13 protein-coding genes are annotated in these 13,837 nt (G+C 64.9%); 8 read left to right on the top strand and 5 right to left on the bottom strand.

Annotated features, from left to right (window positions below; all coding sequences use genetic code 11):
* Positions 1-49: 49 nt before the first annotated feature.
* Together QQK25_RS00355 and QQK25_RS00350 are read right to left on the bottom strand one after the other, a co-directional pair.
* A complete protein-coding gene (locus tag QQK25_RS00355) occupies positions 50-1,573 on the bottom strand; it encodes a TRAP transporter large permease (RefSeq protein ID WP_284186231.1) in 1,524 nt (507 codons plus the stop codon).
* Positions 1,574-2,164 (bottom strand): TRAP transporter small permease subunit, encoded by a 591-nt coding sequence (locus QQK25_RS00350; protein WP_284186230.1) that lies wholly within the window; start codon positions 2,162-2,164, stop codon positions 1,574-1,576.
* A gap of 249 nt (positions 2,165-2,413) precedes the next feature.
* Between QQK25_RS00350 and QQK25_RS00345 the strand changes: the two genes are divergently transcribed.
* From QQK25_RS00345 to QQK25_RS00310, 8 genes are all read left to right on the top strand, one after another.
* On the top strand, positions 2,414-3,052 hold the full coding sequence (locus QQK25_RS00345) for a histidine phosphatase family protein (RefSeq protein ID WP_284186229.1): 639 nt from the start codon (positions 2,414-2,416) through the stop codon (positions 3,050-3,052).
* A gap of 105 nt (positions 3,053-3,157) precedes the next feature.
* Positions 3,158-5,191: a methyl-accepting chemotaxis protein gene (locus tag QQK25_RS00340; protein WP_284186228.1), complete on the top strand. Its 2,034-nt coding sequence runs from the start codon at positions 3,158-3,160 to the stop codon at positions 5,189-5,191.
* A gap of 117 nt (positions 5,192-5,308) precedes the next feature.
* The gene (gene glyA / locus QQK25_RS00335; RefSeq protein ID WP_153161757.1) at positions 5,309-6,559 is read left to right on the top strand and encodes a serine hydroxymethyltransferase; all 1,251 of its coding nucleotides are present in this window, start codon (positions 5,309-5,311) and stop codon (positions 6,557-6,559) included.
* Positions 6,560-6,588: 29 nt separating this feature from the next.
* Positions 6,589-7,071 (top strand): transcriptional regulator NrdR, encoded by a 483-nt coding sequence (nrdR, locus tag QQK25_RS00330; protein ID WP_284186227.1) that lies wholly within the window; start codon positions 6,589-6,591, stop codon positions 7,069-7,071.
* Between the two features lie 10 nt (positions 7,072-7,081).
* A complete protein-coding gene (gene ribD, locus QQK25_RS00325) occupies positions 7,082-8,170 on the top strand; it encodes a bifunctional diaminohydroxyphosphoribosylaminopyrimidine deaminase/5-amino-6-(5-phosphoribosylamino)uracil reductase RibD (protein ID WP_284186226.1) in 1,089 nt (362 codons plus the stop codon).
* 106 nt (positions 8,171-8,276) lie between these two features.
* Positions 8,277-9,239 (top strand): YVTN family beta-propeller repeat protein, encoded by a 963-nt coding sequence (locus tag QQK25_RS00320; RefSeq protein WP_284186225.1) that lies wholly within the window; start codon positions 8,277-8,279, stop codon positions 9,237-9,239.
* Positions 9,239-9,982: a polysaccharide deacetylase family protein gene (locus QQK25_RS00315; RefSeq protein WP_284186224.1), complete on the top strand. Its 744-nt coding sequence runs from the start codon at positions 9,239-9,241 to the stop codon at positions 9,980-9,982. The genes QQK25_RS00320 and QQK25_RS00315 overlap by 1 nt, the downstream gene beginning before the upstream one ends.
* Positions 9,979-10,956 (top strand): sterol desaturase family protein, encoded by a 978-nt coding sequence (locus QQK25_RS00310; RefSeq protein ID WP_284186223.1) that lies wholly within the window; start codon positions 9,979-9,981, stop codon positions 10,954-10,956. Before QQK25_RS00315 ends, QQK25_RS00310 begins: the two co-directional genes overlap by 4 nt.
* Here the strand turns inward: QQK25_RS00310 and QQK25_RS00305 are convergent.
* Genes QQK25_RS00305 through QQK25_RS00295 form a run of 3 tightly spaced genes read right to left on the bottom strand, consistent with a single transcriptional unit; the run spans position 10,948 to position 13,636 of the window.
* Positions 10,948-11,697 carry a HesA/MoeB/ThiF family protein gene (locus QQK25_RS00305; RefSeq protein WP_284186222.1) on the bottom strand — a complete coding sequence of 250 codons (750 nt, stop codon included), beginning with the start codon at positions 11,695-11,697 and terminating at the stop codon, positions 10,948-10,950. The genes QQK25_RS00310 and QQK25_RS00305 overlap by 9 nt on opposite strands.
* 44 nt (positions 11,698-11,741) lie before the next feature.
* A complete protein-coding gene (locus QQK25_RS00300) occupies positions 11,742-12,197 on the bottom strand; it encodes a hypothetical protein (RefSeq protein ID WP_153161764.1) in 456 nt (151 codons plus the stop codon).
* A 20-nt stretch (positions 12,198-12,217) separates the two neighbouring features.
* Positions 12,218-13,636: a S41 family peptidase gene (locus tag QQK25_RS00295; protein WP_284186221.1), complete on the bottom strand. Its 1,419-nt coding sequence runs from the start codon at positions 13,634-13,636 to the stop codon at positions 12,218-12,220.
* Positions 13,637-13,837 lie beyond the last annotated feature (201 nt).

The raw sequence follows: 13,837 nt of genomic DNA, 5'->3' as shown, positions 1-13,837 counted from the left end.
CAAAAACCCGGGGATCGCTCCCCGGGTTTTTTTACATCTGATAACCGCCCTACTTCTTGTCCTGCTGCAGGGCTTTTTCGAGGGCTTTGGCCGCGTCGTCCTCGGCCGGCGGCGGAACCTCGGCGCCTTCCGCGGCGGGCTTGCCCTCGCCTTCTTTCGGCGCATCAAACTGAACCGGCGAATCCTCCGGCGCGTCGCCTTCCGGCACCACGATCTCGATCGAGTCGGTATCCACCTTCTCCTGCTGGTCGAGGCCCATGGTCACCAACTGCGGGAAGGTGATGATGATCGCGACCATGATAATCTGGATGATCACGAAGGGCACCGCACCCCAGTAGATCTGGGTCGTCTTGATGGAGGCTGGCGCCACCGAGCGCAGGTAGAACAGCGCAAAGCCGAAGGGCGGGTGCATGAACGAAGTCTGCATGTTCACCCCCAGCAGCACGCCAAACCAGATCAGATCAATGCCCAGCTTCTCGGCCACCGGCGCCAGCAGCGGCACCACGATGAACGACAGCTCGAAGAAGTCGAGGAAGAAGGCCAGCAGGAAGATCAGGATGTTCACCACGATCAGGAAGCCCAGCTGGCCGCCGGGCAGCGCGGTGAGCAGGTGCTCGACCCACAGGTGGCCCTCCACGCCGTAGAAGGTCAGCGAGAAGACCCGCGCTCCCACCAGGATGAACACCACAAAGGTGGTCAGCTTGGCGGTGGTTTCCATCGCCTGCTTGAGCAGCGACACGTTGAGCCGGCCTCGCAGGACCGCCATCGCCAGCGCGCCAGCCGCACCCATCGCGCCGCCTTCGGTCGGCGTCGCGATGCCGAGGAAGATCGTGCCGAGCACCAGGAAGATCAGCATCAGGGGCGGCACAAGGGTGGTGAGCACCCGCAGGAACAGCTTGCCACCGCGCAGCGTGCGCGCCTCAAGCGGCAGCGCCGGGGCTGCCGCCGGTTTGAAGACCGCCACCAGTGCAACGTAACCCACGTACAGACCGGTCAGCACCAGGCCCGGGATCATCGCACCCTGGTACATGTCACCTACCGAGCGACCCAGCTGGTCGGCCATGATGATCAGCACCAGCGACGGCGGGATGATCTGGGCCAGCGTTCCCGACGCCGCGATCACGCCCGTCGCCAGACGCTGGTCGTAGCCGTAACGCATCATGATCGGCAGCGAGATGAGGCCCATCGAAATCACCGAGGCCGCCACCACGCCGGTGGTCGCAGCGAGGATCGCGCCGACGAAGATCACTGCAAAGGCGAGGCCGCCGCGCACCGGGCCGAACAGCTGGCCGATGGTATCGAGCAGATCCTCCGCCATCCCCGATCGCTCGAGGATCAACCCCATGAAGGTGAAGAACGGGATCGCCAGCAGCGTGTCATTGGACATCACCCCGAAGATCCGGTCAGGCAGCGCCTGGAACAGCGCCGGCGTGAGCAGGCCGAGCTCGATGCCGATCAGACCGAAGACAACGCCGTTGGCAGCCAGGGCAAACGCCACCGGATAGCCGAACAGCAGAAAGATCACCAGCGACCCGAACATCAGGGGCGCCATGTTGGCAGCGATGAATTCCATTTAGGCGGTCTCCCCACGCTGTTGCTTGATGGCCCGGGCCAGTTCTTCCTCGGCCGAAGGCGCGTCGGCCTTGGCGTTGGGATCGCCGATCAGGCCCTTCAGGAAGGCAATCCGCTTAATGAGCTCGGAGATGCCCTGGAGGATCAGGAGCGCAAAGCCCAGCGGCACGAGCCCACGCACCGGCCACACGATCAGGCCACCGGCGTTGGACGAGTATTCGTTATTCAGGAACGAATTGATGAAGATCGGCCAGGAGAGATACAGCACGGCGATGGCCATCGGCGCCAGGAAGAACAGCGTGCCGATGATGTCGATCCAGGCATGGACCCGCGGCGAGAAATGACTGGACACCACGTCGATGCGCACGTGCTCGTTACGCATCAGGGTGTAGCCGGCACACAACAGGAAGATGGCGGAGAACAGGTACCACTGGATTTCCAGCAGACCGTTCGAACTGTAGTTGAAGGCGTAGCGCACTACGGCATTCAGGGCGCTGATGACCGTCACCACCAGGACCAGCCAGATCGTAGCCTTTCCGACCCGCTGGTTCAGCGCATCGATCGCGCGCGATAGTTTGAGCAGGGCTTGCACGTCCCGCACCTCCTTTGATTTGACTATACGACCGTCTCTTATATCGGAAACGTCCAGGGTTCCAGCGCCCGGATTATCGGCGAGAACCACCCGCCAGCAATAAGGGATTACGCCTACCAAAAGCGATTTCGGCACAAATATTCGGTCACCGCCCCGAAAAAACGCCTTTTCGGTGAGCGCCGGGAAGCGCCAGAGCCTAAAAACACGTGCGATACTGCGTTCCCCACGGCTTTTTACCGCATCGCAGCAATGGCAACCCGAATCTGCCTCGTCCGCCACGGCGAAACCGCCTGGAACGCCGAACGCCGGCTCCAGGGCCACACCGACATTCCCCTCAACGACACCGGTCTCGTTCAGGCCCGCGCCACCGCGGCGAGCCTCGCTGCCGAGCGCTTCGACGCGGCCTACTCGTCCGACCTGACCCGCGCCCGGCAGACCGCCGCCGCCATCGCCGAGCGCTGCGGCCTCGAACTGGCCTTCGACGCCGCCCTGCGCGAGCGGCACTATGGCAGCTTCCAGGCCCTCACCTACGACGAAGCCCGGGCCCGCTTCCCCGACGATTACCACCGCTTCGAAACCCGCGATCCGGAATTCACCTTTCCGGAAGGCGGCGAAAGCCTGCGGCAGTTTGCAGCCCGCATCCACGGAACCCTCGAAGGCATCGCCCGCCGCCACCCCGACGGAACGGTGCTGATCGTCACCCACGGCGGCGTGCTCGACATCGTCCATCGCCTCGCCTCCGGCAAGCCGCTCACCGCTCCTAGGGATTTCACCATCCCCAACGCTGCCCTCAACTGGATCGGCTGGGACGGCGCCGCCTGGTCGCTCATCGCCTGGGCCCAGCAGCAGCACCTCAACCAGGCCCTCGACGAACTTCCCAACGCCTGACCTTGAAAGCAGCGCCCCGGCGGCCTGCTTTCAAGTTTCCTTCATTCCGGTCGATTACACGCACGTTGGGTCCAACGGATGGACCTCAATGACCGGAGTTGAAGGATGTTCAATATCAAGCGCGCTTCCGTTGTCCACCAGCTTTCGATTGCAACGGCGCTCGTCAGCGTTGTTGTGTTCGCCGTGCTGATCGGCTTTACCACCTATTTTTCAGAGCGCGCGGCCCTTACAAAGACAGAGGAGGAGCTGACCCTGCAAGTCCGCAATGTGGTGCGGCTGCTGGATCTGACCCACGCCAACGCCTCCGCGGCAGCCAACAAGGCCCTCGGACGCGTCAAGGACAACCTCGGCCCCCTGCGCGTCGGCCCCGAAACCACCCAGTCCGGAAAATACGAGATCCCCGTCATCCGCGCCGGCGACCGGGTGCTGAACGGCAACACGGATCTGCTGCTGTCGATGCGCAAGCAGGTCGACGCCGACCCCGCCCTGCTCGTGCGGTCGGGCAACGATTTCGTCCGCGCCGCCACCCTGCTCAAGGACAAGGACGGCAAGAGCACTGAAGGCACCGCCCTCCCTGCCGACGGCAAGGAAGTCCAGGCCCTGCTCGCGGGCAAGCCCTACGCCGGCATCGTCAGGCGCAACGGCCTGTATTACATCTCGGCCCTCGAGCCCATCACCAACGACAAGGGGCAGGTTGTCGCAGCCCTCGCCGCCCGTATCGATATCCACGGCGACATGGAGCGCCTGTTCAAGGTCCTCAGCGAGATCAAATCCGGCAGCACCGGCTACGCGTACATCGTGGCGCCCAACGCCGACCCGGCCAAGACAGAGTTCGTCTATCACCCCACGCTCACCGGCAAGAAGATCGGCGAGGTCAACAGCCCCCAGCTGGAAAAGGTGCTGGGCGAACTGGTCAACCGCAAGGAAGGCATCGCCACCTATGACTGGACCGACGAGAGCGGCCGCACCGCAAGGAAAATGGCCGCCGTGGAATCCATCCCTGCCTGGGGCTGGCTGATGGCCACGGGCAGCTATATCGACGAATTCACCGTAGAGGCACGCAGCCTTCGCAACACCCTGGTCGCACTGTGCATTGGTGGCGCCCTGATCGTGACCATCGCCCTTTATGCCGTCGCCCGCCGCCAACTCTCGCCGATCCGCGTCCTGCTGCAGACAATGGAGGAAGTGGGCAAAGGCAACATGACCGCCCAGTTCCCCCGCGTGGAACCCGGCAGCAGTAACGAGCTCGACCTCATGAGCAGCGCCCTCGACAACACCACCCGTCAGGTGGGCGCCCTGATTGGCGAAGTGAAGCGTGCCAGCGCCTCGGTGCGTGAGGTGGCGGAATCCGTCCGCGCCAGCTCCGACAACGTCGTGGGCAGCACCACCGCGCAGAACGAAGCCGCCACCAGCCTCGCCGCCGCCATCGAGGAACTCTCGGTCAGCATCACCCACGTCTCGGACAGCGCCGCCACCGCGCGCAACATCACCCAGAGCGCCCAGCAACAGGCCGAAAGCGGTGGCGACACCGTCCGCCAGATGATCCACGGCATGGACCGCATCTCTACCGAGATCGACAACGCCGGTGTGGCGGTCAATCTGCTCTCCGAACGCTCGGCCCGAATCTCCAACATCGGCAAGATCATCAATGACATCGCCGACCAGACCAACCTCCTCGCCCTCAACGCCGCCATCGAGGCGGCCCGCGCCGGCGAGAGCGGCCGGGGCTTTGCGGTGGTTGCCGACGAAGTGCGCAAGCTCGCCGAACGGACGGCCACCTCGACCCGGGAAATCAGCTCCACGGTCAGCGAAGTCCAGACCGAGGCCGAACGGGTCGTGTCGATGATCCGCGGCGTCACCGAAGAGGTGCGGGACGGCGTGCGCCTTGCCACCGATTCCGGCGCCGTGCTCGAGACGATCCGCAACGAGAGCGACCGCACCACCAGCGCCGTGAATGACATCGCCGACGCAACCCGCGAGCAGAGCATCGCCAGCCAGGAAGTGGCCCGCGGTGTGGAAGACATCGCCCGCATGGCCGACCAGAACAACCAGGTCACCCGCCAGACCAACGAACAGGCCGCCCTGCTCGAACAACTGGCCGCCAACCTCCAGTCGAAGGTCAGTCACTTCAACGTCTGAAGCCTCCGCCGGACCCGAGCCCGCAGCCCCGCGAGGGCCTGCGGGCTCGCTTGCATTCTGCACGGCCCAAAGTGGCATGCTAAAATTCGAATTTGACTCAAGCCCACCTGGATAGCCATGTTTTCCAAGCAAAATACCCTTGCCAAGGTCGACCCTGAACTCTGGCAGGCCATCGAGGCCGAAAACCGCCGTCAGGAAGATCACATCGAACTGATCGCCTCCGAAAACTACGTCAGTGCAGCTGTCATGGAAGCCCAGGGCTCCCAGCTCACCAACAAGTACGCGGAAGGTTATCCGGGCAAGCGCTACTACGGCGGCTGTGAGTTCGTCGATCTGGCCGAGCAGCTCGCCATCGACCGTCTCAAGACCCTGTTCGGCGCCGAGGCGGCCAACGTCCAGCCCAACTCCGGCTCCCAGGCCAACCAGGCCGTGCTGATGGCCTTCGCCAAGCCCGGCGACACCATCATGGGCATGAGCCTGGCCGAAGGCGGCCACCTCACCCACGGCATGCCGCTCAACATGTCCGGCAAGTGGTTCAACGTCGTCGCCTACGGCCTCGACAAGAACGAAGAGATCGACTACGACAAGATGGAAGCGCTGGCCCGCGAGCACAAGCCGCGCATCATCATCGCCGGCGCCTCCGCCTACGCCCTGCGCATCGACTTCGAGCGTTTCGCCAAGATCGCCAAGGAAATCGGCGCCATCTTCTGGGTCGACATGGCCCACTACGCCGGCCTCATCGCTGCCGGTTACTACCCGAACCCGGTGCCCCACGCCGACGTGGTCACCTCCACCACCCACAAGACCCTTCGCGGCCCCCGCGGCGGCATCATCCTGATGAAGGCCGAGCACGAGAAGGCGCTCAACTCCGCCATCTTCCCGGGCCTGCAGGGTGGCCCGCTGATGCACGTCATCGCCGCCAAGGCCGTCGCCTTCAAGGAAGCCGCCGAGCCCAGCTTCAAGCGCTACCAGGAGCAAGTCATCGCCAACGCCCGCGTGATGGCGCGCGTGCTGGGTGAAGAGCGTGGTCTGCGCATCGTCTCCGGTCGTACCGAAAGCCACGTGTTCCTCGTCGATCTGCAGTCCAAGAACATCACCGGCAAGGAAGCCGAAGCCGCGCTGGGCCGTGCCCACATCACTGTCAACAAGAACTCGATCCCCAACGATCCGCAGAAGCCCTTCGTCACCTCCGGCATCCGCATCGGCTCGCCGGCCATGACCACCCGTGGCTTCACCGAGATCGAGGCCGAGCGCATCGCCCACCTCATCGCCGACGTGCTCGACAAGCCCAACGACGAAGCCACCACCGAAAACGTGCGCGCCAAGGTTGCCGAACTTTGCCGCAAGTTCCCGGTGTACGGCGCGTAAGCAGCCACCCGGCCAGCTAGCGCAAGCCCATGCATTGCCCCTTCTGCGGCGCCGACAACACCCAGGTCACCGACACCCGTGAAAACGAGGACGGTGACATCGTTCGGCGCCGCCGCAGGTGCCTCTCCTGCGACAAGCGCTTCACAACCTACGAGCGCATCGATCTCAAGATGCCTCAGGTCGTCAAAAAGAACGGCAGCCGCGCCGAATACAGCCGCGACAAGCTCCTCGGCAGCCTGACGCTGGCGCTGCGCAAGCGGCCGGTCACCGCCGAAAGCGTCGAAGCCGCCGTCGACCGCATCGAAGCCAAGCTGCTCTCCTCCGGCGAGCGCGAGATCGCTTCCGAACGCATCGGCGAACTCGTCATGCGCGAGCTCAAGAAGCTCGACAAGGTCGCCTACATCCGCTTCGCCTCCGTTTATCGCGCCTTCGAGGACGTGGACGAATTCTCGGAAGTCATCCGCGAAGTCACCACCAAACCCCGCGGCCGCCCCCGCAACACCCCTCAGTAATTCCCTGCCGATGACCGCCAGCGCCGACGACTACCGGTGGATGGCCCGCGCCCTCGTCCTGGCCGAGCGCGGCCTGTTCACCACCACGCCCAATCCCCGTGTCGGCTGCGTCATCGTGCGCGACGGCGCGATCGTCGGCGAGGGCTGGCATGTGCGCGCCGGCGAGCCCCACGCCGAAGTCCATGCCCTGGCGATGGCCGGCGAGGCAGCCCGCGGCGCCACCGCCTACGTCACCCTCGAACCCTGCTCCCACCACGGCCGCACGCCGCCCTGTGCCGACGCTCTCGTCAAGGCCGGCGTCGCCCGCGTCGTGGCCGCGATGGAAGACCCGAACCCGCTGGTCGCCGGCCGCGGCCTCGCCCGTTTGCGCGACGCAGGCATCGAGACGCTGTCCGGCGTGCAGGAAGCCCAGGCCCGCGAGCTCAACATCGGCTTCGTGTCGCGCATGACCCGCGGCCGCCCGTGGCTGCGCCTCAAGGTTGCCGCCACGCTGGATGGAAAGACCGCCCTCGACAACGGCGTATCCCAGTGGATCACCGGCGACGACGCCCGCCGCGACGCCCATCGCTGGCGCGCCCGCTCGTGCGCCGTGCTCACCGGCATCGGCACCGTCCGCGACGACGATCCGCAGCTCACCGTCCGCGCCATCCCCACCGAACGCCAGCCCCTGCGCGTGGTGGTCGACGCCCGCCTCGAAACCCCGCTCAACGCCAAGCTCCTCGATGGCGGCAAGGTGCTCATCGCCGGTGCCGTCGATCAGCCCGAGCGCATCGCCGCCCTTCAACGCCGGGGCGCGGACGTGGTGATCCTGCCCAACGACGGCGGCAAGGTCGACCTCAACGCGCTGATGCTCGAACTCGGCCGGCGCGGCATCAACGAGGTGCTCGCCGAAAGTGGCTTCAAGCTCAACGGCTCGCTGCTGCGCGAAGGCTGCGTGGACGAACTCGTCCTCTACCTCGCCCCGTCCCTCGTCGGCGACGCCGCGCGGGGCCTCTTCAACCTGCCGGCGCTCACCAGCCTGCAGGACAAGCGCCAGCTCGTCTTTCATGACATTCGCCAGATCGGCCCCGATCTGCGCATCCTTGCCAGGCCTGCCTGAGCCGCCTGTAGCGGCGAATTGCAAACGTTTGAAATAGATCGCCGAGGGGGTCAACGTCGGCCATCGGCGGCCGTTAATCTGGACTCCCTTGTCATTCGTCCAGCGTATGAAGCTCCCCCTCCTGACCGGTCTCATCACCTCCGCCCTTTTATCGATCTCCGCCGCCCAGGCTGAAACTGCCATCGTCCTCAATTCGGTGGACGAGAACGTCAGCTTCATCGACACCCGGACCTACAAGGAAACCGGCCGCGCTCCGGCCTGCAAGGAACCTCACCATCTGATCGCCACGCCTGACGACAGCTCGGTGATCGTCGCGTGTGCCGTCTCGAACGAACTGGTGTTCTTCGATCCCGCAACTGGCAAAGAACAGAAGCGCATCAAGAACATCTCCGACCCCTATCAGCTCGGTTTCTCGCCGGACAACAAGTGGTTCGTCGCCAACTCGCTGCGCCTTGACCGGGTCGACCTGTACCGGGCGGCAGACTACTCGCTGGTGGCCCGCGTGCCCGCCGCAAAAACGCCGTCCCACATGGCCTTCGACAAGGCCAGTCAGTTCGTCTTCATCACCCTGCAGGATTCCAACGAGGTGCTCGCCATCGACCTCAAGACCCAGCAGCCCATCTGGAAGGTACCCGTCGGCCCGACGCCCGCCGGCATTCACATGACGCCGGACGACAAATACCTGCTGGTCGGCAGCATGGGCGCCGACTACGTGGAAGTGATCGACTGGCGTGCCCGCAAGACAGTCAAGAAGATCGTCACTGCCAAGGCCGCCCACAACTTCCTGGCCCGCGGCGACGGCCGTCATGTGTTCGTCTCCAACCGCTCGATGAACGGCAGCATCTCCCTCGTGGACATGCAGACCCTCACCGAAGTCGAAAAGTACGATGTGCCCGGCGGCCCCGACGACATGGAAATCCGCGCCGACGGCAAGGAGCTGTGGGCCACCGCCCGCTTCGCCCGCAAGGTACAGGTCGTGAATCTGGAGCAGAAGAAGCTCGCCTACTCGATCCCGGTCGGCCGCTCGCCCCACGGCGTCTCCTTCATCAGCCACGCCCCGAGGCAGTGATGCCGCTCCGCACGGCCGTGCTCGCCCTCGCCGCCCCGCTGCTCACCGCAGCGGGCATCGCCCAGGCCGCTGACGCCACCTGCCGGGGAACGGTCTACCTCACCCTCGACACCGGCAACATGCGCCACGCCGAAGCCATCGCCAACATCCTCGCAAAGCACCGGGTGAAGGCCACGTTCTTCGTCGCCCAGGAGAAAACCCTGCGCGGCGACATGGCCCTCGATCCCACCTGGGCCGATTTCTGGAAAGCCCGCGTCGCCGAGGGCCACGCCTTCGGCAGCCACACCTGGCGCCACGGCTCGTTCCGCAAGGACGAAGCCGGCGGCAAGGTGCGCTACCACCTGATGGACGGCAGCCAGACCACCCTCGACGCCGCGCAGATCTGCGCCGAACTCAAGGCCCCGGACACCCGCTTCGCCGAACTCACCGGCCGCAAGCTCGACGCCCTGTGGCGTGCCCCGGGCGGCCGCACCACGCCCAACACCCTCAAGGCCGCCGAAGCCTGCGGCTACCGTCACGTCCACTGGGCGCCCGCCGGCTTCCTCGGCGACGAGCTGCCGTCCGACGTCTATCCCAACGAAGCCCTGCTCAAGCGCGCCCTCGCCAACATCCGCGACGGCGACATCCTGATGGCCCACCTGGGCATCTGGTCCCGCAAGGATCCTTTCGCCCCGATGCTCGATCCGCTGATCGCCGGGCTCAAGGACCGCGGCTTCTGCTTCGCCACCATTCCAAACCAATGATGCAGCATCTGACCGACCTGTTCATTACGATCCAGGGCTGGCTGTTCGACACCTTCGTCCAGCCGGTGCTGTTTGCCCTGGGCCTCGCCAGCTACGTGGAAATGGGTTTCGAGGGCGTGGAATTCGTCCTGCTGGGCTGCATCGAGCTGGTCATCGCCTACCTGCTGATGCGCCCCCTCGAAGCCTGGTGGCCCGCCGAAAAATGGGCCGAACGCCGCGCCGTCAAGGTGGACATCATCTATTCGGTGCTCAACCGGATGGGCGTGATCCCGCTGGTGGTCTTCGTGTTGCTCGCCCCGGTTTTCATGGAGCTAGAGAGCTGGTTGCGCTTTCACGACGTCATCCCGCGCCAGCTCGAAGACTGGCTGCCCGGCCTCGACACCAAGCCGCTGGCAAGCTTCGTGATCTATCTGGTGATCCTCGACTTTGCCGAGTACTGGCGCCATCGCCTGTCCCACACCTTTGGCTGGTGGTGGGCGCTGCACGGCATCCACCATTCGCAGCGGCAGATGTCGTTCTGGACCGACTCCCGCAACCATCTGCTCGACGACGTGATCGCCGGCGTGTGGTTTGCCTGCCTGTCGCTGCTGATCGGTGTGCCGCCCGGGCACTTCATCGGCCTGCTGATCGCCCTGCGGCTGGTGGAGAACCTCTCGCACACCAACACCCGACTGGATTTCGGCACGATCGGCGATTACCTGATTGTCGGCCCGCGCTACCACCGCTGGCACCACGCCATCGACCTGCCGGCCGATCCGCGCTTCCAGAAAGGCTGCAACTTTGCGATCCTGCTGCCGATCTGGGACATCCTTTTCGGCACGCTGTATCTCGAAAAAGGCTTGCCGCCCACCGGCATCCACGAGCGGAACGCCGAAGAGATCGCCGCCCGCGACAACTTCTGGGCGCAACAGAAGCTGGGGCTGGTGCTGTTCTGGAAGGCCCTTACGGGCCCGGGGAAATCCCGCTCAGCGTGACCCGCAGACCGGACAGGCCGGATCCCGCCCGAGGCGGATCGTCCGCCAGTCCGCCCCGAGGGCGTCGAGCAGCAGCAGACGCCCGACCATCGGCTCGCCGCAACCCGCCAGCAGCTTGAGCGCCTCGGCCGCCTGGATCGCCCCGACGATGCCGGTGATCGGCGCAAAAACCCCCATCACCGCACAGCGCACCTCCTCCACATCCTCGCCCTCGGGGAAGAGACAGTGGTAGCAGGGGCTTTCGTCCTTGCGCAGATCGAACACCGACACCTGACCGTCAAAGCGCACCGCCGCGCCCGAGACCAGCGGTTTGCGATGGGCAACACAAGCCCGGTTGATGGCGTGGCGCGTCGCAAAGTTGTCGGAACAATCCAGCACCACATCGGCGGCAGCCACCTCGGCGTCCAGATCGGCGCCTTCGAGCCGGCTTGCCACCGGCACCACGCGCACCTCCGGATTGAGCCGCGCCAGGGAATCCCGGCCGGACTCGACCTTAAGCCGACCGACGCTCTCCTGTGAGTGCAGGATCTGGCGCTGCAGGTTGGTCAGATCGACCGTGTCGCCGTCAGCAAGCACCAGGGTGCCCACCCCCGCCGCCGCGAGATACATGGCGGCCGGTGAACCGAGGCCCCCAGCCCCGACCACCAGCACGCGGGCAGCCACGATGGCGTCCTGCCCCTCGATACCGATCTGGGGCAACAGAATGTGGCGCGAATAGCGCAGCAGCTGATCGTCGTTCATGGAAATTAAAGCGTGAACCCAGGCCGCCCGCAGGCAGCCTCCGGTTACTTGAAGTCGCGCAGATCGGGCGGCGTATCGTCGTGATCGCCGTGGGGATGGTGGGCGTACGCCTGGATGTACACCTCGTGGGACTGCTTGATCAGCCGCTCGGGCGACCGCAGGTTGTGCACCTGGGTCTCCTCGACGTAGTAGATCAGCGCCCGATGAAGCCGGGTGAGCAGCGAGCGGTCGAGATGGAAGCCGGCGCCGATCAACGCCTCGTCGAGCAGCTGGAGGGTGAAGTCGAGCACGTTGTAATGGACGAGCAGACTGAGCTCATCCCCACCCTCTTCAACCTGCACGCCGCGCAACGCTGCCAGCGAGCGACGGGCCTGAACAACCTGCCCCGGGGGAAAGGCCTTGAAGCGGATCTCCCGCGTCTTGGCGATCCCGCTGCCGGCGTGATGCGAGGCATGATCATGCTTGCGTCCGGCCAGCTTGTACGCAGTCTCCCGTCGCATATCGCCCCCTCGCTCCTGGATTATTTCGCGCTATTTTGGAGGATTTGCAGGCCCTTGAGCAAATTCACCGCCTGGGCCAGCTGGTAGTCGTCCTTGCCGGCGATCTCGAAGGGTGGCTTCATCTCGTCGTCCGCATCCTTCGGCTTGTCCTTGCCCTTCGACGCCGGATCCTTCTTGGGCATCGTGGGCGCAGGATCGACCGGCTTCGGCGCGCTCACGTCGGCTTCCTTGCCGTTGCCCAGGTGGCGATCCAGATCCGCCTCGCGCAGACGCTCGCGGGACGAACCGCCCGGCGTTTCCTCGACGATGATGTCCGGCACGATGCCCTTGGCCTGGATGGAGCGGCCATTCGGCGTGAAGTAGCGCGCCGTGGTCAGCTTGATCGCCGCGTTGCTGTTGAGGGGCAGGATCGTCTGCACCGAGCCCTTGCCGAAGCTCTGGGTGCCCATCACCACCGCCCGCTTGTGATCCTGCAGCGCGCCGGCAACGATTTCGGAAGCCGACGCCGACCCGCCATTGACCAGCACCACCATCGGCACCGTCTTGATCGACGCGGGAATTCCGCGGATGAAGTCGTCACGGGAGCCGCGCAGGTAGTCCTCCGGCGAAGCCACGTACTTGCGTTTGGCGTCGTCGGCCCGGCCGTCGGTGGACACCACCAGCGCGCCCGGCGGCAGGAAGGCTGCCGACACGCCAACTGCACCATGCAGCAGCCCGCCCGGATCGTTGCGCAGATCCAGCACGAGGCCCTTCAGATCGCCCTGCTTGACCAGCCGATCCAGATGCTGGGCCAGCGACGCCGCGGTCTGCTCCTGGAACTGCACCACGCGCACATACCCATAACCGGGCTCGACGACCTTCGACTTGACGCTCTGGACCTTGATGACTTCACGCACCAGCGTCACGACGATCGGCTTGGCCTCGCCCTTGCGCATGATGGTCAGCACGATGTTTGTCTTGGGTTTGCCACGCATCCGCTTGACCGCATCGTTGAGGGCCATGCCCTTCACCGAGGTCTCGTCGAGCTTGATGATCAGGTCGCCCGCCTTGATGCCCGCGCGGAAGGCCGGCGTATCCTCGATCGGGGAGATCACCTTGACGTAACCGTCCTCCGACCCAACCTCGATGCCCAGCCCGCCGAATTCGCCCTGGGTGCCAACCTGAAGCTCCTTGAAGGCCTCGGCGTCGAGATAGGCCGAATGGGGATCGAGGTTGGACAGCATCCCGCTGATCGCATAGGTGATCAGCTTCTTGTCTTCGACCGGCTCGACGTAGCCCTGCTTGATGGCATTGAAGACATCCGCCAGATTGCGCAGCTCTTCGACCGGAAGCGGGGACAGCGGCGACTTGTCCGCGTTGGCCGAGAAGTTGAGGCTGATCAGAACCCCGGCACACAGCCCGGTAAACACCAGACCAGCTTGTTGCAGTTTGCTGCGCATAAAGTCTCCGTCGCGGCGTTGAACGCCTGGCCCGTCTCGATCAGGCCGTACTGCCCGTAAACGGGCTGAATTCCATGATTGGCAGGAAGTATAAACCGGAAATCCGCCAGCCCAATCGGGCACAAACGCCCGTATCTGCACACGGCCCGAACAGACGCTTCGTGACGGAATCAACGCTTCCCACCGTTGCTGCCCGCCGCC

The organism is Zoogloea oryzae (assembly GCF_030161255.1).
In the GTDB taxonomy this organism is placed as follows: domain Bacteria; phylum Pseudomonadota; class Gammaproteobacteria; order Burkholderiales; family Rhodocyclaceae; genus Zoogloea; species Zoogloea oryzae.
The sequence above is the reverse complement of the archived record's forward strand: the minus strand, read 5'-3'. Positions and strand labels throughout refer to the sequence as shown.